The organism is Clostridia bacterium (genome assembly GCA_035561135.1).
Classification (GTDB): domain Bacteria; phylum Acidobacteriota; class Terriglobia; order Terriglobales; family Acidobacteriaceae; genus DATMYA01.
Map to the genome: position 1 here is coordinate 91,578 of DATMYA010000079.1, position 19,185 is coordinate 110,762.

Here is a 19,185-nt window from a genome sequence, read left to right on the forward strand (position 1 = left end):
TTCCTCTCCTAAGCGAACAATTCAATTTCTCTGGCCAGGTGCAAGCCGCAAGCATTCGCCTCATCGGTGTCCATGTGAACATTGAGCTTCGACGAGGAATCGATACGGACATGCACGTTTTGGAAGGTGACGCCCGCCGCGCCGCCAACGCGCAACTTCATCAAGTCACCTTGTCTTACCTTGTAATACGCTGCTTCGTTTTCATTCATGTGGACATGAATCGCTGCCCGGATCACACCTTCGGCCAACTCGATCACTCCGCGCGGCCCCATGATGACCGCGCCAGGGGTTCCCGCAATGTCGCCGGAAAGGCGAATCGGCACGTCATCAAACCCGAGGCTGATCGCGTCTGTGAAGGCAAGCTCCACCTGGGACTGCTTGCGCATGGGGCCAAGAATCCGCAGGTTGGAGATCAGCCGGCTACGAGGACCGATCAGTGTTACCGTTTCTTTTGCCGCGAAATTTCCCTCTTGAAAGAGAGGGCGGTCAAATGTCAGCTCGTAACCCGGACCGAAGAGAGCGTCCAGATGTTCCCGGCAGATGTGCATATGGCGGGCGGAAGCATGCACGGTCAACGGCGCAACCTGCGACGCAGCGGCAGAAAGATCGTGTTGCCGCAGGTAGTCCATTGTGACCTGGCGAACAATCTGCTCGACCAACGGCCGGCTCAGCCGATTGGCGCCTGCATCCGAATCTGAATTCTCGATCATCATGACTCTAGCGCGGCGCCGGCAAGTTCAGTTTCCAGCTCGATTCTGCTCTTTCCAATAACTTCTACAGTTGCCCTGGCCACCACGATTTCCTCATCCGCCGGCAAGACCAGGACTTTCGCCGCCGAATCGCCCAACGAAATAGTCCCCTGCCGTTGAACCGTCCGGTTCCACTCCTCGTCGAGCTGGACACCGAACGAGGACATTCCCCTGCAAATGGAACTGCGTATTTCGGAGCTGTTCTCGCCGATTCCACCGGAGAATGTGAGCACATCCAAACCGCCGAGTTCGAGCATGAATGCGCCGATGTAATGGCGCACAGCGCGCACGAACACGTCGAGCGCTAGTTTTGCCCGCTTGTTTCCGGAATCGGCGGCACTGGAGAGGTCGCGAACATCACCGCTGGCGCCACTGATTCCCGCCAGGCCTGAACGGCTGCCCAGCAGCGAAGCCGTTTCATCCGGCCCCAGGCCCAGCTTCCGCATCATGAACAGTACGGCGAAGATGTCTACGTCTCCGACACGATTGCTCTGCGGCAAACCCGATTGTGGAGAGGTTCCGAAGCTGGTATCGATCGCGACCCCGTTGCGGATGGCGGCTACGCTCGAGCTGCCGCCCAGATGGCAAGAGATGTGTCGCAGATCGGTGCGGCCTAGAATCGCCTGGGCACGCTCGCTCGCAGCCCGATGGCTGGCACCGTGGAACCCATACCGCTTAATACCAAACTGCTCCCGCCACTCATAAGGCACGGCATAGGTCGTGGTGGCTTCGTCCAGTCCGTTGTAAAAGGCGGTTTCAAACAGCGCTACCAGCGGCACGCCCGGTAACTGCTCCTGAAAGGCTCGCATTGCGGCTAAATATGGTGGATTGTGCGCCGGGGCCAAGAAGGCGAACTCTTCCATGGCGGCCAGGACTTCGCTGTCCACCCGTCGCGCCCCGCTGATTGGACCGGCGTGAACAGCCTTGAAGGCAACTGCACTCAACCCAGACAGTCTGGCCAGGATTTTTCCCTCGCCGCAGATCTCGTCGATGCAGCGGCGGATGGCCGCCGGATAATCCGGGCAAAGGCCGCTTGATTCCCCGATACGCTCGAAACATCCGGTCGCCAGGACCGACTCGTTCCGCATGTCGAAGACACGGTACTTGAACGAGGTGCTACCAATGTTGGCGATCAGAATGTTCATAAAATCATCAAAGTTTGTTGACTGATGATGAACGATAAATTACAGTTTTGGACAGAGTCAACCTGAATCTTTCAAAATGTTCCACTTTGTCTGAAAGGTGAACTGGCGATGGCGTCCAATCCAAACACGGCATCTCCGGGCGCTGGCCGGAGTGGCGCTGCCTTGCCACTACCCACCTCCGACCGCCTGGAAGAACTGGGAATCGTCGGCGCCGGAGGCGGTGGATTCCCCGCTTCAGCCAAGTTCAAGACGCGGGTTCCGCTGGTCATTGTGAATGCGGCCGAATGCGAGCCGCTCTTGCACAAAGACAAGGAACTGCTTCTGCATCATGGCGATGCCATGTTTCGCGGACTGCAAATCGCCATGCAAAGGGTGGGGGCGACTGAAGGCGTCGTCGGCATAAAAGAGAAATACGCCGAAATCATTGACCTGATCGCGGACCGGACGCCACCGGCAGTGCGAGTGAAAGCGCTTCCGGACGTGTACCCCGCTGGAGATGAATTCATCCTCGTGCATGAGGTTACGGGCCGGGTGATACCGCCCGGCGGCCTTCCCAAGGATGTTGGCGCGGTGGTTTCTAACGTCGAGACGCTCGTCAATATAGGAATCGACCGGCCGGTAACGCACAAATATCTGACCGTTGCCGGTGCTGTCCACACGCCGGTAACGTTGCGAGTACCGATCGGGATGGCCATCGGCGAGGTGATTGCGGCCGCGGGCGGAGCCAACGTCGACCATTTCGGCGTACTGGTTGGCGGCGTGATGATGGCGCGACTGGCAAAGGGTCTTGAGGAACCCGTAACCAAAACAACCGGGGGCATCGTCGTTCTCCCGTTTTCGCACAGGCTGATTCAGCAGCGCGTAGCGAGTTGGTCGCATGTGCAGCGGACCGGGAGGTCGGCATGCGATCAGTGCCGGTTCTGCACGGATCTTTGCCCTCGCAACCTGCTTGGCCACCCCATCCAGCCGCATCGCGCCATGCAGGCGCTTGGATTTGCCAGCTCAACGGAGCCTATGATTGCCGGTACCCTGTACTGCTCCGAATGTAACCTCTGCAGCCTGTACTCCTGCCCGGAGCAACTCGATCCTAAGAATGTCTGTACACAGGCCAAGCCGATTGCTCGAGAGAGAGGCCTGGTTTTCACCGGCTCGCCAAGTGACATACAGCCTCATCCACTGGCTGCATTCCGGCGGGTACCCACGCACCGGCTCATGGCGAGGTTGGGGCTGACTGGGTTCAAGAATGTGGGGCCGTTGGACAATCGAACGATATCGCCTCTACGAGTGACGATCCCGCTGCGGCAAAGTGCGGGAACTGCCGCCGACCCGGTGGTCAGAGTGGGAGATCGCGTTCGAATCGGCGACCTCCTGGCAGCACCGCCAGTTGGACAACTTGGAGCCAGGATTCACGCCAGCATCGACGGCGTGGTGCGGGAAATCACCTCCGCAGTGGTAGTCCAGGCGTATGACGCCAAGCATTAAATAAGGAGTGGCGAATTGGCTGAGATTGATTCTGTCGGGCTGGTGGAGGTCTCAAGCGTTGCTGCCGGCTACATGATTGAAGATGCGATGCTGAAAGCCGCTTCGGTGCAGCTGCTTCTTGCTCGCACGATTTGTTCCGGCAAGTTTCTCATCGTGGTGTCAGGAGACGTCGCTTCCGTCAGCGCGTCGATCGAAGCGGGCGCGTCGGTAGCAGGAGCATCTCTTATAGAGAAGCGGCAGATAGCTCGCGTACATCCTTCGGTGTTCCCTGCTATTTCTATGAGCGTGGAATTGGACGCGGGCCAGATTCGATCGCTTGGCGTAATTGAAACTTTTTCTGCTTCCTGCGTGGTCGAGGTCGCCGATGCAGCAGCGAAGTCCGCCAACGTCACACTGTTGCGCGTACACCTCGCCATGGCCATGGGCGGCAAGGGATTTGTGCTGCTTACTGGAGATGTTTCGAGCGTTGAGGCGGCGGTAGCGGCGGGCTCGCGTGTTGCAGCCGAAGAAGGCATGCTGGTGGGCAAATGCGTTATCGCAGCGCCAGATAAGGCGTTGCTACGCGATTTCGCCTAGAATTCGCAGCACACGCGCAACCCGCGCTGGTTCCTATGGCCAGATTCAGCAACACCGCCTAGCGCCTTTTGCGCATACTGGATTCGCGGACGACCAGGCGTGGCGGGAATAATATGCACTTGGGGGCCCTCGCCTTCTTGGTTTCCATGCACTCCAAAAGGATTTCTGCCGCAGTTTCGCCGATACCTGTACTGTTCTGGTTGATCGTTGAGAGCGGCACCTTTAACAAGTCCGAATAGTGGACGTCGCCGGCGCCGATCACCGCAATATCCCGGGGCACATTGAATCCCGCCTCCAGAATCGCCTTGATGGCTCCTATGGCGACTGCATCGTTGTAGCAAACCACTCCGTCGGGCCGGCGCTTCAACTTCATCAACTTCTGCATTGCACCGTATCCGGTACTGTCCTCGTGTGCGCCGCTGACAACGTTCTCGGGTAAAACGCGCAAACCGTGCTTGGCCAGAGTGCGACGGTATCCCTGCAATCTACCTCTCCCGTTCGTGTTCATGGGGCCACTTATATGGGCTATATTGCGGCATCCTTCTTCAATCAAATGCTCGGTAGCCATTGCGCCGATTTCCTCGTCCTTCACACCAACGAAGTTGGCTTTCAAATCGCGAATAGGGCGGTCGATGCACACGTAAGGTGTCTTGCGGGAATTCAGCAGCGCGGCCTCCGCAGGATTGCCTTTGGCTGCGGCTGCCGATGCGATGATCAGGCCATCGACGCTGCGCGCCATCAAAAGCTTGAGCTGGCGAAGTTCCGCCTCAGCGTTCTCTCCGGAGTTTGAAATCAGGATCTGATAACCAAGCGGCTCAAGTTTCCGCCCGATGCCTTTGGCTACCTCGGCGAAAAACGAGTGCATCATGTCGGGAATGATGAGACCTATCAGGTATGTCCGACGGCTGGCGAGGCTGCGTGCTATCAGGTTGGGCTCGTACTGAAGCTCCCGTGCACGTTGCCTGATGCGGCGACGTGTCGCCTCAGAAACGTCGAGGTGATTGCGAAGCGCTTTGGAAACGGTCATCAACGATACGCCTAATTCTTCGGCGATATCTTTCATTCGAACTGCCAATCCATCCTCCCGGATTGCCGCAGCGTTGCGCAGGGCCGCACTCTGCTGGCTATGAAAGCGTTGATGCTTTCTTTCTGCGTGTCATTGTATCTCCCAAACTCCGGTTCGCCATCTCTTTCATTCGGAGGGCCGCGCCACGGGGACTCGCAGATTCGTTTGCCTTATTGTAACCCAAACAGGCTACTTTAACGCTAAAATCTGTTGACACTCCACCATCCGTCAGAGTACCTTCACTCCCGCGGTTGATCGAGTTGCAATCACAGGGCAGGGACGCGATGGAGTCAACGATCAATTTCGTTGCGGTCGATCTCGGTGCATCAAGCGGCAGACTTGTAGTTGGGCGATGGAATGGCACATCTTTTGTTCTAGAGGAACTGCACCGGTTCGCCAATGCAGGCGTCAAAACGCGCGGCAATCTCCATTGGGATGTGTTGCGTCTGTGGTCCGAAATCAAATTGGGCCTAGCCAAGTACGCTGCGAAATACGAGACTCGTTCGGCCGGGATCAGCGTGGATACCTGGGGCGTGGACTTTGCGCTCCTGGATCATGCAGGGCGCTTGCTCGATAATCCTCATCATTATCGCGACCCGAGGACGGAAGGAATGCCCGGGCGGGCATTTACTCGAGTCCCGCGCGCAGAGGTCTTCCGCCAGACCGGAATACAGTCACTCCAGATAAACACCGTATTCCAGTTGCTCAGCATGGCGCTTTCCGAAGACGCGCGCCTGGCTGCTGCTAATCACTTATTGATGATGCCAGACCTTTTCCATTACTGGCTGTCGGGCGAGAAAGCGAACGAGTACACGATCTCGTCAACGACCCAGATGTTGGACTGCCGGCGACGCGACTGGGCGCGCGGCATGATCGCTGACCTGGACATTCCATCGCATTTTCTGGGGCCGATCGTCACCCCCGGCACAACCTTGGAGCGAGTCTGTCCGGACGTTCTACGTGAGTGTGGCTTCAACAGTCCGTTTCCCGTGATTGCCGGCGCGAGCCACGATACGGCCAGCGCCGTGGCCGCTGTCCCATTTCTGAGTGAGGACAGCGCATTCATCAGTAGCGGCACATGGAGCCTGATGGGCGTTGAGGTGAAACAACCCATCACATCCGAACATGCCCTGTCCCTGGACTTCACCAACGAGGGGGGAGTTGGGGGGACGATTCGCCTTCTCAAGAACATCACAGGGTTGTGGCTGCTGCAGGAATGCCTGCAGCAGTGGCAGCGAGAAGGCCGCGAATACGCCTGGGAGCAAGTCCTGGCAATCGCCAGAAAGGCCAGACCGCTGCGCAGCATTGTCGATCCGGACTCCGGCGACTTTCTCTCTCCCGAGGACATGCCGAAGGCAATCCGAAATTATTGTTCCAGGACCGATCAGCCGATTCCCCAAAACGACGGAGAACTTGCCCGCTGTTGCATGGAGAGTCTCGCTCTCAAGTATCGATCGGTTCTCCAGGCGCTCAATTCACTTACCGGACGCAAACTGGAAGCCATTCGCATTGTTGGCGGGGGCAGTCGCAACGAACTGCTTTGCCAATTCACGGCTGACGCCTGCGAGCTCCCTGTGTATGCGGGTCCGGTCGAGGCCTCCTCGCTGGGCAACGTCATGATGCAAGCGGTCGCAACAGGGCATCTGGACAGCGTTGCGACAGGGCGAGAGCGGATCGCCGCTTCCTGTGAGCTTGTGACTTATGAACCAGGCTGCTCGGGAGATTGGAACGAGGCGTACACGAGATTTGAAAGTCTTGGAAAGCTTCGAGAATTTATTTAAGGAAGTCAGTTGAAGAGATGTTTGTCCGCTGAGCTAGTTCGGTCAGCAGGTGAGGAGAGTCAATCAATGTCGCCCTATTCCGTTCCTGAATTCACGCTTCCGAAGCCAGCCGCCGCCGGGGAAATACTCCTTATTGCCAGTGGCGATCTGCGGGAGTCAGCCAACACAGTTTGCTGGCCTGCACAGGCCGAAGCTGAGAGAAAAATTGTGGCTGCATTTGCAGCCGAGGGGGTCACGGTGCGTCGGGCCCATCCATACCGAGAGGACCTGGGCCACGGTTTCATCCGAAACCAGCGGATGGGTATGGACGTGTTCATGAACATCGATCCGAATGCCCCGCTGATCGTAGCCGAGTCAGTGTGGCAGTACAGCGGAAACATTCTGGCCGGGTTGCGAAGTCATAAAGGGCCGATTCTGACGATTGCAAACTGGTCGGGCCAATGGCCTGGGCTGGTGGGCATGTTGAATCTGAATGGCTGCTTGTACAAGGCGGGCGTGAAGTTCAGCACCATCTGGAGCAAGGACTTTGACGATGACTTCTTCAAAAAAGGCATTCGTCAGTGGTTGAAGGAAGGCTGCATCACGCACGACGTCAGCCATGTCCGCAAGCTCGATCCCTCTACCCTGCCGGCGACTGAACGCGAACTCGGAAAGCGTCTTGCGGAGTTCCTTCGCTTCCGCAAAGCGATCATGGGTATCTTCGATGAGGGCTGTATGGGAATGTACAACGCCATCATTGAAGATGAACTGCTGAATCCCCTGGGCGTTTACAAAGAACGCTTGAACCAGTCCGCACTCTTCGCCGCTATGCGCGACGTCCCCGACGAAGAAGCAACGGCTGTTCGCAAATGGCTGGACAAGCGCGGCATGAAGTTCGTTACCGGTCCGAATCCCGAAACCGACCTGACTGACGCACAGTTGCACGAACAATTCAAAATGTACATTGCAGCGATGCGCATCGCCGATGAATTCGGATGCGACACAATCGGCATTCAATATCAGCAGGGTTTGAAGGACCTGGTGCCGGCCTCCGACCTTGTCGAAGGGTTACTGAACAACGTCGAAAGACCTCCGGTTAAGGCAAGCGGCAATGGGCGCGAACTCTACCCCGGACAACCGTTGCCGCATTACAACGAAGTGGACGAGTGCGCGGGTCTCGATGCGCTGGTCACGAATCGCGTATGGACAGCCATGGGACTTGACCCTGCAACCACTCTTCACGATGTGCGTTGGGGCGAACAGTATCACGGCGGCGGCATCGATGAATTCGTTTGGGTATTCCTGATTTCCGGTGCGGTGCCAGCTTCGCATTTGAAAGGCGGATACGAAGGCGCATCCAGCGAACGCCAGGCATCAATGTACTTCCGTCTCGGCGGCGGGACACTTAAGGGAATCAGCAAGCCCGGCGCCGTCGTCTGGAGCCGCGTGTTCGTTGAAGATGGCAAGCTCCACGCCGATATTGGACGCGCAACTGCCGTAGATCTACCCCTCGAGGAGACGCAACGGCGTTGGGACGCGACCACATCTCAGTGGCCGATCATGCACGCCGTCTTGCACGGCGTCACGCGTGACCAGTTCATGGCACGCCATCGCGCCAACCACATCAACGTTGCCTACGCGCCGTCGGACGAAATTGCCGACAAGGCGCTCGCAGCAAAGGCCGCGATGATGGCTGAGTTGGGCATCGACGTAAACATTTGCGGCAAATAGCTCTAAGCTACGCTCGGGGGGAACAAAGGCGTTATGCAATACGTTCCCCCGGCGGAGCGGTTCCACCTGAATTCATCCAATCGAATCTGGTCCTGAACGGAAGCGCACATGAGCCTCGGTGTAGATGTGAATGCAGGCTTCGAAGCCGTACCCGGCAGCAAGACGCGAAGTTCCCACAAACTGTTTTCCCGCGAGAATGCACTGGCCTTCTTCCTCGTCACAGGGTTGTTTTTCCTGTGGGGCATTCCCAACAACCTCAACGACGTACTCATCCGGCAGTTCATGAAATCGTTCGAAATCACCCGGTTCAAGGCGGGCCTGGTGCAATCGGCTTTTTACACTGGATATTTCCTGTTCTCGATGCCGGCCGCTCTCGTCATGCGAAGGTTCGGCTATAAGACAGGGCTCGTGACCGGCCTTCTCCTCTACGTCGCTGGCACTTTCCTGTTCTGGCCCGCCGCAGTTATCGCGAACTACTACCTCTTCCTCCTTGCGCTATTTGTGATCGCCAGTGGCCTGGGCTTTTTGGAGACTGGCGCTAACCCGTTCATCGCGCAACTAGGTGACCCTGAGAGCTCGGAAAGAAGGCTCAATTTTTCGCAGGCATTCAATCCACTGGGCTCGATTGCCGGAGTGCTGATCGGTACGGCATTCATATTCTCTGGGGTTGAACACAGCAGCCAGGACATTGCGGCCCTTAAGCTTGCTGGGACCTACGAGACCTACATGCGGCAGGAAACGATGCGCGTAATCATGCCATACCTGGTACTGGGCATCGTGGTGCTCTTCTGGACATTTTTGATTATCAGGACAAAGCTCCCGGAACATGCCGTTGAAGCACCGTCCACACATGAGGCTCGTAAAGGCAAGTTCGCTGACGTGTTCAAGTATCCCCACTTCACCAAGGCTGTCTTTACGCAGTTCTGCTACGTGGGAGCGCAGGTTGGCACCTGGAGCTACTTCATTCAATACGTTCAGGACTACACGCATCAACCGGAGAAGGTTGCCGGATATTTCCTGACGGGTACGCTAGCGGCATTCGCATTAGGCCGGTTTGCTTCCACATATCTGATGAATTTCATCGCGCCACGAATATTGATGGGTGTGTTTGGAATTATCAACATTGTGCTGGTGGGTATCGGCATTTTGCTCCCCGGATGGGTAGGGCTCTGGTCGATTTTCTTGACCAGCTTCTTCATGTCCCTGATGTTCCCGACGATTTTCGCGCTTGGCCTCAAGGACCTTGGGCCTAATACGAAGCTCGGCGGCTCCATGATCGTGATGGCGATCATTGGAGGAGCGGTGTTCACGCCGGTGATGGGCCTGGTATTCGAAGCGAGCAAGAGCATGGCGGTAGCGATGTGCGTTCCACTGGCCTGCTATGTCGTCGTTACTTATTACGCTTTCATCGGCGCGAAGGTGCGTGTGCCTGTGCAGCCCGCCTAGGAACGGGTTCAGGCGTCGCACCAACGGTATTCATATCTATGGAGGTTGAAATTGCAGTCACGTTCGGTCACCCACGCACCTCAAGCACCTGGGTGGAAACAAACTCTTGAGGACCGTTTACCTCTTTACGGGCATCGGAACTGGATCGTCATTGCAGATTCTGCATACCCGGAGCAGGCGCGGGCAGGAATAGAAACAATAACGTCGCATGCCGGTCAGATTGAAGTTGTGGAGGGAGTTCTGGCCGCGCTCGCATCATCGAAGCACGTTAAGCCGATCGTCTACACCGATCACGAACTTGCGTTCGTTAACGAAGAGGATGCGCCGGGCATCGGCGCCTATCGTGATCGCCTGTCGGAAGTCCTGGGCAGAAGTGAGGTCAAAGTTCTTGCACACGAGCAGATCATTCAGAAACTTGATGAAGCCGCCAAGAGCTTTCGCGTTCTGATCATCAAGACAGATATGACCATTCCCTATACGTCTGTGTTCCTGGAGCTCGATTGCGCCTACTGGGGCGGGGACGCAGAGGCGGCACTGCGCAAAGCAATGCGTTAGGAGTGGCTTCTCCTGACCGGCTCCCTCCCCCCAAAGACAGCTACCGCTTACCAATCAGCAATTGGTAAGCGGTAGCTGTTGTCATTCTGTCCGGAAAGACGGCTTGCCCGATGCCTAGACCTGCGCCCGGTAACCTGGCTTGAACCACAGTACAGGTTGGCGGACCGGGTAGTTGCGCACGATTTCTTCGAGCGTGGGATCGGGATTCAGAGTGCGCCAAAGTTCAACGTACTCCGGCCGGGCCAGCGCGATCCCGCCGAACAGCAGGCTCGAGTGCCGCACCGGCCAGTCATCCCAATACATGACGTCGTGCGCAAAGGGCCACGCGTTCTTGTTTTTCAGGTAGGGGAACATGAACGCCATTGCCTTCTTCATTCCCCTGCCATCCGGCAGATCGAAGCTCCACAGGTTGTCGTCAGGCCGGCTGAGTATCTGGCACACGCTTGCCATTGCATCCAGGTTGAAAAGACAATAACCGTACGGTTTCGTGCGCCTCAATTCCTGCGGGAAGCTTCCATCAGCGGCAATCTGGTTTGGCACAATAACGGTCTTGAAGCGATTCCGGCAGTATCCGATAAGCTCATCGTTGCCAGTCAATCGCGCAAACTCGGCAACCTGCATGAGCCAGCAGGTACCGTGGTTGTTCTTCGCGTCCCGTTCTTCCTGACCATTGCGAGAAGACGTCATCCACTTCAGATACTCGGCAAACCACTCCTTCACGCCGTCGAGCTCAGTTTTTGCAAGCGACCGCGAACCGGCAAGAACCGCGATTGCGCGCGCTACTTCGACCAGATGCAGCGTGTCGATGATGCCAATTCCTCGTCCTGTCGTCCTCCCATGAATAGCTTGGGCGTACTTTAAATTCGGGTTCATGGATGTTGCTGACGCGAGAAACCAGGCACGCAGGTGGCGCACTGCATGAGCCGAATACCGTTCGTCCTTAGTCAGCAACCATGCGGCCGTCAACGCCGGGACGCGGACGCTCAACTGCATTAGGGCGTGGCGATGAGCAACAAAATTGTCCGGGTTTGTCATGCCGTCACGCTGGATGTATGGGCCGCCGGGATTCTCCGGATCGGGCCACCAATAGTCGCCTTCGGAAAAGTAGTCGTGCTTTCCCCCGGCACTTCGAGGACTGCTGTAGGCGGTGATAGTGATCGGGGGCTCAGTCAAGTAGCGGGTTGCTGCCTTCAGTACCCTGCCACGATCGATCTCGCTGATGTCGAGAACACCCTCTCCTTGCTTGACCCCAAATTTCGCGAAAGCCGACTCGGTGCTCAGGGAGATGGCGACAGCGGTTGCTGCGGCGCAGAATTCTCTGCGCGAAATGAGGCTCTTTGTCATAAGTGTGCTCTACCGTCCTAACCAGCTGACTCAGCGCGCCACTGCTTGAACTCCAAGCATATTTTTACGTTCGTGCGCTGGCAGTAATTTCGGCCACTGCCTTGCTCTCCAAAGAAGTATTGGCCGTTTCGCTCGGATAGACTACTCCCGGTTTTTACGATTTCCCAGACAAAACTTTAGCGGTACAATTGCGGGAATTTTGTGGGACATGATTGGTTATTGGCTGAGGTCCCACAGCGGAAGCGCACTCGCTTTCCGTAGCGACAGCTCGGCTAATGCCCGAAAGCATACCTGGATCGCAGCAGTTTGAGCTGTTGTTCGCATTACTAGTTTGCAAATGAAAAAGATGTAACTCAACCAGCGCGAGGACATAATGAGCCGTTTCCGTTTCGTATTATTCTGCGCAGTTATTTGTTCGATTCTTGGTGGTACAAGTCTCGCAGCATCGGACTGGCGGTTGAAAAGTCCAAACGGAGCGCTGCAGATATCCGTTCAGAACAACAAGAACGGTAAGCTAACCTATGAAGTTCGGCGTCAGGGCAGGCCGGTAATCGCAAGCTCCGCCATGGGAATCGTGGTGGATGGAGTGGATCTGGCGGAGGGTGCCGAGATCGGCCGCGTCGAACGCTACCGGATCAATGAGACTTATCCCTGGAATGGCGCGCACTCTAAAGCCGTCAACAACTGCAATGGCGCACGGATTTCCATGCAGCCAGAGCAGGGTAAAAAGCCTTTCACGCTGGATGTGCGTGTCTTCAACGATGGCGTGGCGTTCCGTTACATCGTTGCAGGAAGCGATCGACCGCAAGTGCCCGATGAAGCGACTTCGTTCCGCATCCCGGCTGGCAGTACCGTCTGGTATCACGGGATTCGCGGCCACTACGAAGGTGTCTACGCCAGGAAGGCAATCAGTGAATTATCCGCAGGCGAGTGGGCCGCATCGCCGCTGACGTTCGAACTTCCAAACGGTGGCGGCTACGGCTCGATCACAGAAGGCGCGCTTACCAACTACGCCGGCATGGGACTGCAGACGGACGGCCAGCTTGGGTTTGCAGCACGACTCGCCCACGCTCAGCCCGCGTCATATCCGTTCACGCTGCGGTACGGCGAAGAAGAGGCTAAGCGTTTGTCGCAACCCGCAGCCATCGCGGGAGTCATTCAGACACCGTGGCGGGTGATCACGGCGGTGGCGGATTTGAACGCGTTAGTCAATTCCGACATTCTGGCAAACGTCTCTGAACCGCCAGGTCCGAAGTTTTTCCCCAAGGGGATCGCGACCGAATGGGTGAAACCCGGCCGTGCAGTCTGGAGATACCTCGATGGAGGAGAGAACACCATCGAGGAACTGAAGAATTTCTCGCGATTGGCCGGAGAGCTGGGATTCGAATACCACGTAGTAGAAGGCGTGTGGCGCAGGTGGACCGACGAGGAATTGCGCGACTTCGTCGAATACTCGAACAAGCACAACGTCCGGGTGATCGTGTGGGTATTCAGTAAGAACCTGCGTGATCCTGATCAGCGCCGCAGCCTGTTTTCAAAACTCCACTCAATGGGGGTTGCCGGGCTCAAAATCGATTTCTTCGATCACGAAGCCAAGGAAATGATGGACCTATACGACGCTTGCCTGCGAGACGCGGCGGAGTTCCAGCTTGTGCTCGAGTTGCACGGCTGCAATAAACCGACGGGCGAGAACCGCACGTGGCCGAACGAATTGACAAAGGAAGGCGTTTACGGGCTTGAGCACCGCAGCATGGCGTCATGGGGAGAGCACAACGCTACTCTGCCGTTCACGCGCCTTACGGCAGGACCGGCGGACTATACGCCGATGATTTTCGGTGAGCGCCGAAAGGAGACCTCTTGGCCTCACCAGATCGCCAGTGCTGCCCTGCTGTCCTCACCTTTGACGATCATAGCCGCGAATCCGAAGAACATTCTGGAGAACCCAGCTGTCGAGTTGATCAAGGCCATTCCAAGCACCTGGGATGAAACCATCGTGCTGCCCGTTTCACGAATCGGCGAAGTGGCCGCCTTCGCCAGGCGAAAGGGCGACCGCTGGTTCATAGCTATCATGAACGGCCCTAAGGCAAGAACGGTCAAGGTCGATCTCAGGTTCTTAGGCGGCGGCAACTATAAAGCAACGCTGGTGCGCGACAAAATGGATGACCCCTCCGCCGAAAAGATTGACTCCACAACGGTCACGCGTAAGGATTCACTCGAAATCGAGCTTCGCGCCGGGGGCGGATTCATCGGCGCCTTCTCGACAAAAGCCGGTAGCTAGAGCTCTTCGTTCACACGCAATTGGGAGATGCAGAGCACAAATAACAACGGTGGGACAGAAAGGTAAACATAATGCGTAGGGTACTTCTTATTGCGACGTTATTGCTGCTGACGGGCAGCGCTTTGGCAAAACCGCATTTGAAAGGCATTAAGATTGCGGTCACCAATCCCACCGCTCAGGTTCGTAATGCCGAGCCGGTCGTTGTGCCTATCGCTGACCTGCGGAAAATTGCTCCCGACATTCGCGCAGGGCAACTGATCGTCACCGCCACAAGCGCCGCTACGGAAGCTGAAGATGCAGAAGTGCTGCAAGCGGATGAACTGCCGTCACAGGTGGATGACCTTGACGGCGACAATAAGGCCGACGAACTGGCATTCCAGATCGATCTGCAACCTCATCAGACTCGCATTGTTACGGTGACGTATGGCGACCCTGAGCGCATTTTCCGGCTGCGGCACGAGTACAAGCCGCGCACAGACGCTCTGTTCGCCACCAAAATCGAAGGCCTCGGGTGGGAGTCGGAACGCAACGCCTGGCGCATCTACTTTGATCCCCGCAACGCAATCGACCTCTATGGCAAGCGGCGTCCATCATTATTACTAAAAATGTTTGCCACGCCGGAATACGACTACCATTCCGAATCCCCCGACGGCCGCGACCTTTACAAGATCGGCGAAGCAGTGGGCATCGGCGCTGTTGGCGCATGGGTAGATGGCAAGCTGGTGAAGGTATCGGACGTAAGCTCACGCAAGTGGCGGATCATCTCCGCCGGCCCTGTCCGCGCGATGGTTGAGTTAACGTACGAGGGCTGGAACGTCGGCGGACGCAAGGTCACATTGCGGTCGCGAATAACACAATGGGCTGGAGACCGGGGCTTCACGCACACCATCACTTCAAACAGCGCAGGCAACGTTAAATTCGTGACAGGCCTGCCGATTAAGCCGAAAGCGGCTGCCGTCAAGTCAGAGTCTGGAGCCGGCGCCATGTGGCTGGCCACCTATGGAGAACAGGCTGTCCTCCCCGGCGCAACGGCGACGGAAGAGACGCCGGGACAGCAACTTGGGCTCGGCATTGTAACTACGGCGCGCGGTGCAAACTTCGCGAGTGATAAGGCGAACCACCTGCTGATTGTGCAGCTGGAGAATGGCACGGCGAGTTGGTACACGACAGCGGCATGGGACCAGGAAGAGACGAATAACCGGCTGAACTTCGGAGATTCGACCGACAGGCGCGAGCGCGATTCCAAGGTTGTGCCTCAGACGGCAATCGCTAGCCGCGAGGGATTCCTGAGCATCCTCAAACAGCAGGCAGAACGGATGCAGCGGCCCGTTGCCGTCACTGTCCTTTCAAGCACCGCGAAGCCACAGCCTGCGCCCTCCGACACACTGAACCCTGCCGCATCACGCACCTACAAGGAGGCCGTAGAACTGCTGCGTGCCGAAATCGATCGTACTGCCGCGCATTGGGAGCCGATTGCGGCCTCGACGCCTGAATTCGGCAAAAACAAAGGGTTGGGGTTCTTCAACGACGGAAACAATCTCACTGGCGAGTGGATGCAACGCAATGGCTTTTTCTGGACTGGCAGCTTCTGGACCGGCCAGCTCTGGAAGATGTACGAACACACCAAGGACGCAAAATACCGTCGCTGGGCCGAGCTTTGGACTTCCAAACTTGCGGGCCAGGAATCTGAGCAGAACCATGATGTGGGTTTTCTTTATTACTACTCAACGGTAGCGGGCTACCAGCAGACTGGCAACGCTGGCCTTCGCAGCAGTGGTTTGCGAGCCGCTGAACGGCTTGAGAAGTTATACAACCCCCAGACACAGATGATCGCTGCCTGGAATCCGGATGGCGACGATTCGATCATTGACACGATGATGAACCTGCAGATCCTGTGGTGGGCTGCACGAGAGAGCGATGCTAAATGGCGCGACATTGGCCTGAAGCATGCGCTCCGCTCTGCCGAATGGCTGATTCGTCCTGATGGTTCGGCCATTCAGTCGGTTCATTACAATCCGGGCGACAACCGGCAAGTGCTTCACTTGCATGGCTCGGGAGCGGACGCGCCGCTTAAGTTTCCTAACAGCACCGCTCCTGGCGAAGTGCTGTTCACTCACACGCATCAGGGCTTCGCGGCTGATACAGCATGGTCCCGCGGAACGGCATGGGCGCTGTACGGCTTTGCAACCGCAGCATCCGAGACGAAGGATTCGCGACTTCTTGCTACAGCCGAGAAGGTTGCGGCGTTTGTGCTGGAGAACCTGCCCGAGGATGGCGTCCCCTGGTACGACTACCACGACGAGGGCGTCCGCTTCCGCAATCGCGACACTTCCGCCGCTGCCCTCAACGCAGGCGGGTTGCTGCGGCTCTCCCAGATAACGACCGACCCGCAGCGTGCTCGCATGTATCGGCAAGAAAGCGAGCGCATCACGCAATCGCTCATCGATCGGTATCTCACTCCCGTTGCCAAAGACGACCGAACGCCCCCTGGGGTGTTGCGTCACGGCAGTGGCACTCGCCCCCAGGATGGCATGCTGATATACGGCCAGTACTACCTGCTGGAGACGCTGCTAGCCCTTGAACAAACCAAGACTTCCGGAGGGCCCGTTGGAGCAAAGTAGGCAAGCCCACATGATGAAGAGGATGACCGTAGCGGTAATCACGGTGGCGCTGGCGTTGACAGCAACTGCGTTCGCCGAGAGGCGTAACGGCCCGCACGCCACCTCTACAGAAGCTCCGCGAGTGTTTCTGCTCAACGGAGCACGTTTGCAAACATTGCGAAGTCACATTGCGTCACTCAATGTGAGCGAACCAGCTCTGGAAGGGCTTCGCAGAGATGCTGAAGAGGCGTTGAAGTTATCGCCGGCTTCTGTCATGCAGAAGTCGGCTGTCCCACCTAGCGGCGACAGGCACGACTACATGAGTCTGGCGCCATACTGGTGGCGCAATCCAGACACTGCCGACGGGCTACCTTACGTCCGGCGCGACGGTGAGAGGAATCCAGAAAGCGCACAGGTGCCAGATCACCGCAATTTCGGACGTCTTACTACGTCTACTCATGATCTGGCGTTGGCCTATTACCTGTTCGGCAATGAGGCCTATGCCACGAAAGCCAGCGCGCTGCTCAGGACGTGGTTTCTCGATCCCGCCACTCGCATGAATCCAAACCTTAACTATGGTCAGGCGGTTCGTGGGCACAACGACGGGCGAGGCGCAGGACTCATCGAGACTCGCAGCATCGCCGAAATGATCGATGCTGTCGGTCTGCTGGCGGGATCGAAAGCATGGACGCCGGAAGACCAGAGCGGGATAAAGGATTGGGTCGCGAAGTTCCTCTCGTGGATGCAGAACAGCCCTGTCGGAAAACAGGAGGCAGGCGCAAAAAACAACCATGGCACGTATTACGACGTACAGATCGTCTCAATGGCGCTTTTCGTCGGTGATACGGAGCTTGCGAAGCGAATCGTGACCGAAGCCTCTGAGAAGCGGGTGGCCTTCCAGATCGAACCCGATGGGCGGCAGCCTCTCGAACTGGCACGCACCAGATCGTTCAGTTACAGCATGATGAACCTTGGCGGGTTGTTCAAACTGGCTCGACTGGGAGAGAACGTAGGTGTGGATTTATGGACTTTGCGGACGAAAGATGATCGCAGTATTCGCAAAGCGCTGGATTACCTTGTCCCATTTGCAGTCGGCCAGAGCAAGTGGACCGACAAACAAATCACTGCCATCCGGCCTGCTGATATCGCGCCGCTGCTTGTCATCGCGGCCGACAAGTACGACTCTCCTCGATACAAGGAACTTGCCGTGAAACTAGACGCTGATATAACCGGGAGCCTGGATTCGCTTCTCATTGGCGCCCACGAGTAAGTCAGGCACAAATGGAAACGGTGCAACTCAGACTACCTGAGTTGCACCGTACCAGAAACGTATATTCGAACTTCGCTCCACTACATCCTTTACCGCTGAATCCGCGCCGAACCTCCGCGAGCGAACGCTCTCACCTGATCAATCGTAGCCATCGTTGTATCTCCGGGGAAGGTTGTCAGTAGAGCTCCGTGTGCCCATCCCAGGTTGATCGCCTGTTCAGGTGACTCGCCAGCGAGAAGTCCGTAGATAAAGCCTGACGCAAATCCATCTCCACCGCCGACGCGATCATAAACGTCCAGCTTGCAGGTGGGCGCCTTTACCGACTCTCCATTGACCCAAGCCACGGCGCTCCAGCTATGGCTATTTGTCGAATGGACCTCCCGCAGCGTGGTCGCAACGACTTTGATGTTTGGATAGCGATCCACAACTTGCCCAATCATCGAGAAGAATGCGGACGAGTCCAGTTTCGACTGGCCAGCGACTTCCGGACCAGCGAAACCGAGTCCCTTCTGCAAGTCCTCCTCATTGCCGACCAGGACGTCAACGTTCTCGACAATGGCTCCGAGCACTTGCTTTGCGCGTTCGGAACCGCCGACCGTGCTCCAAAGCTTCTCGCGATAGTTCAGGTCGAAGGAGCACACGGCACCCGCCGCCCGTGCCGCCCTCATGGCTTCGATCACCAGTTCCGCTGTAGTTTCCGACAGCGACGCGAAGATGCCGCCGCTGTGGAACCAGCGAACTCCCTGGGAAAAGATCGCCTTCCAGTCGAAGTCGCCCGGCTTGAGTTGCGCCGCCGCCTCATTACTGCGGTTGTAGAAGACAACCGGCGGACGCACGCCATGGCCCCTGTCGCTGTAAACGGTCGCCATGTTCGGACCGCGAGTGCCGTCATGTTTGAAGTGGCGATAGATTGGACGTACGCCCATGGCTCGAACGCGCTCTGCGATGAGGTCCCCGATCGGATAAGAAACCATTGCCGTCGCTACGCTCGTATTCAGGCCGAAGCAATCGGCGAGATTAGCCGCTACGTTAAACTCGCCTCCGCTTACGTGGATGGCGCACTGTGTCGCTTTGCGGAACGGAATGACACCGGGATCCAGCCGGTGTACCAGGGCACCAAGTGAAAGAAAGTCCAGCGCTCCCTTTTCAGCGATATCGAATCCAAGATTCATACGTTAATTCT

Annotated in this window: 14 protein-coding genes; 9 read left to right on the forward strand and 5 right to left on the reverse strand. The window is 57.0% G+C overall.

Annotation, left to right across the window (positions count from 1 at the left end):
• Positions 1–8: 8 nt before the first annotated feature.
• Positions 9–713 (reverse strand): phosphate propanoyltransferase, encoded by a 705-nt coding sequence (pduL, locus tag VN622_16230; protein HWR37410.1) that lies wholly within the window; start codon positions 711–713, stop codon positions 9–11.
• Positions 710–1,894, reverse strand: coding sequence for an acetate/propionate family kinase (locus VN622_16235; protein ID HWR37411.1), 1,185 nt, complete (start codon positions 1,892–1,894; stop codon positions 710–712). The genes pduL and VN622_16235 overlap by 4 nt, the downstream gene beginning before the upstream one ends.
• A 108-nt stretch (positions 1,895–2,002) precedes the next feature.
• On the opposite strand from VN622_16235, the gene VN622_16240 reads away from it, so the two are divergent.
• Both VN622_16240 and VN622_16245 read left to right on the forward strand, forming a co-directional pair.
• Positions 2,003–3,376, forward strand: coding sequence for a 4Fe-4S dicluster domain-containing protein (locus VN622_16240; GenBank protein HWR37412.1), 1,374 nt, complete (start codon positions 2,003–2,005; stop codon positions 3,374–3,376).
• A gap of 15 nt (positions 3,377–3,391) precedes the next feature.
• Complete coding sequence (locus tag VN622_16245) at positions 3,392–3,952, forward strand: BMC domain-containing protein (GenBank protein ID HWR37413.1); 561 nt, start codon at positions 3,392–3,394, stop codon at positions 3,950–3,952.
• A 58-nt stretch (positions 3,953–4,010) separates the two neighbouring features.
• Here VN622_16245 and VN622_16250 read toward each other — a convergent pair whose 3' ends face one another.
• Positions 4,011–5,027, reverse strand: coding sequence for a LacI family DNA-binding transcriptional regulator (locus tag VN622_16250; protein HWR37414.1), 1,017 nt, complete (start codon positions 5,025–5,027; stop codon positions 4,011–4,013).
• 275 nt (positions 5,028–5,302) lie between these two features.
• Here VN622_16250 and VN622_16255 point away from each other — a divergent pair, with 275 nt between their 5' ends.
• From VN622_16255 to VN622_16270, 4 genes are all read left to right on the forward strand, one after another.
• The gene (locus VN622_16255) at positions 5,303–6,799 is read left to right on the forward strand and encodes a rhamnulokinase family protein (protein ID HWR37415.1); all 1,497 of its coding nucleotides are present in this window, start codon (positions 5,303–5,305) and stop codon (positions 6,797–6,799) included.
• Positions 6,800–6,865: 66 nt separating this feature from the next.
• Positions 6,866–8,509, forward strand: coding sequence for a fucose isomerase (locus tag VN622_16260; protein ID HWR37416.1), 1,644 nt, complete (start codon positions 6,866–6,868; stop codon positions 8,507–8,509).
• A gap of 108 nt (positions 8,510–8,617) precedes the next feature.
• Positions 8,618–9,955, forward strand: coding sequence for an L-fucose:H+ symporter permease (fucP, locus tag VN622_16265; protein ID HWR37417.1), 1,338 nt, complete (start codon positions 8,618–8,620; stop codon positions 9,953–9,955).
• Between the two features lie 51 nt (positions 9,956–10,006).
• Positions 10,007–10,510, forward strand: coding sequence for an RbsD/FucU domain-containing protein (locus VN622_16270; GenBank protein ID HWR37418.1), 504 nt, complete (start codon positions 10,007–10,009; stop codon positions 10,508–10,510).
• Between the two features lie 114 nt (positions 10,511–10,624).
• Here VN622_16270 and VN622_16275 read toward each other — a convergent pair whose 3' ends face one another.
• The gene (locus tag VN622_16275) at positions 10,625–11,854 is read right to left on the reverse strand and encodes an alginate lyase family protein (GenBank protein HWR37419.1); all 1,230 of its coding nucleotides are present in this window, start codon (positions 11,852–11,854) and stop codon (positions 10,625–10,627) included.
• Between the two features lie 457 nt (positions 11,855–12,311).
• Here VN622_16275 and VN622_16280 point away from each other — a divergent pair, with 457 nt between their 5' ends.
• From VN622_16280 to VN622_16290, 3 genes are all read left to right on the forward strand, one after another.
• Positions 12,312–14,132, forward strand: coding sequence for a glycoside hydrolase family 97 N-terminal domain-containing protein (locus tag VN622_16280; GenBank protein HWR37420.1), 1,821 nt, complete (start codon positions 12,312–12,314; stop codon positions 14,130–14,132).
• Positions 14,133–14,203: 71 nt separating this feature from the next.
• A complete protein-coding gene (locus VN622_16285) occupies positions 14,204–16,753 on the forward strand; it encodes a DUF4861 family protein (protein HWR37421.1) in 2,550 nt (849 codons plus the stop codon).
• 10 nt (positions 16,754–16,763) lie between these two features.
• A complete protein-coding gene (locus VN622_16290) occupies positions 16,764–18,002 on the forward strand; it encodes an alginate lyase family protein (GenBank protein ID HWR37422.1) in 1,239 nt (412 codons plus the stop codon).
• A gap of 89 nt (positions 18,003–18,091) precedes the next feature.
• Here VN622_16290 and VN622_16295 read toward each other — a convergent pair whose 3' ends face one another.
• Positions 18,092–19,174 carry a sugar kinase gene (locus VN622_16295; GenBank protein ID HWR37423.1) on the reverse strand — a complete coding sequence of 361 codons (1,083 nt, stop codon included), beginning with the start codon at positions 19,172–19,174 and terminating at the stop codon, positions 18,092–18,094.
• Positions 19,175–19,185: the final 11 nt, after the last annotated feature.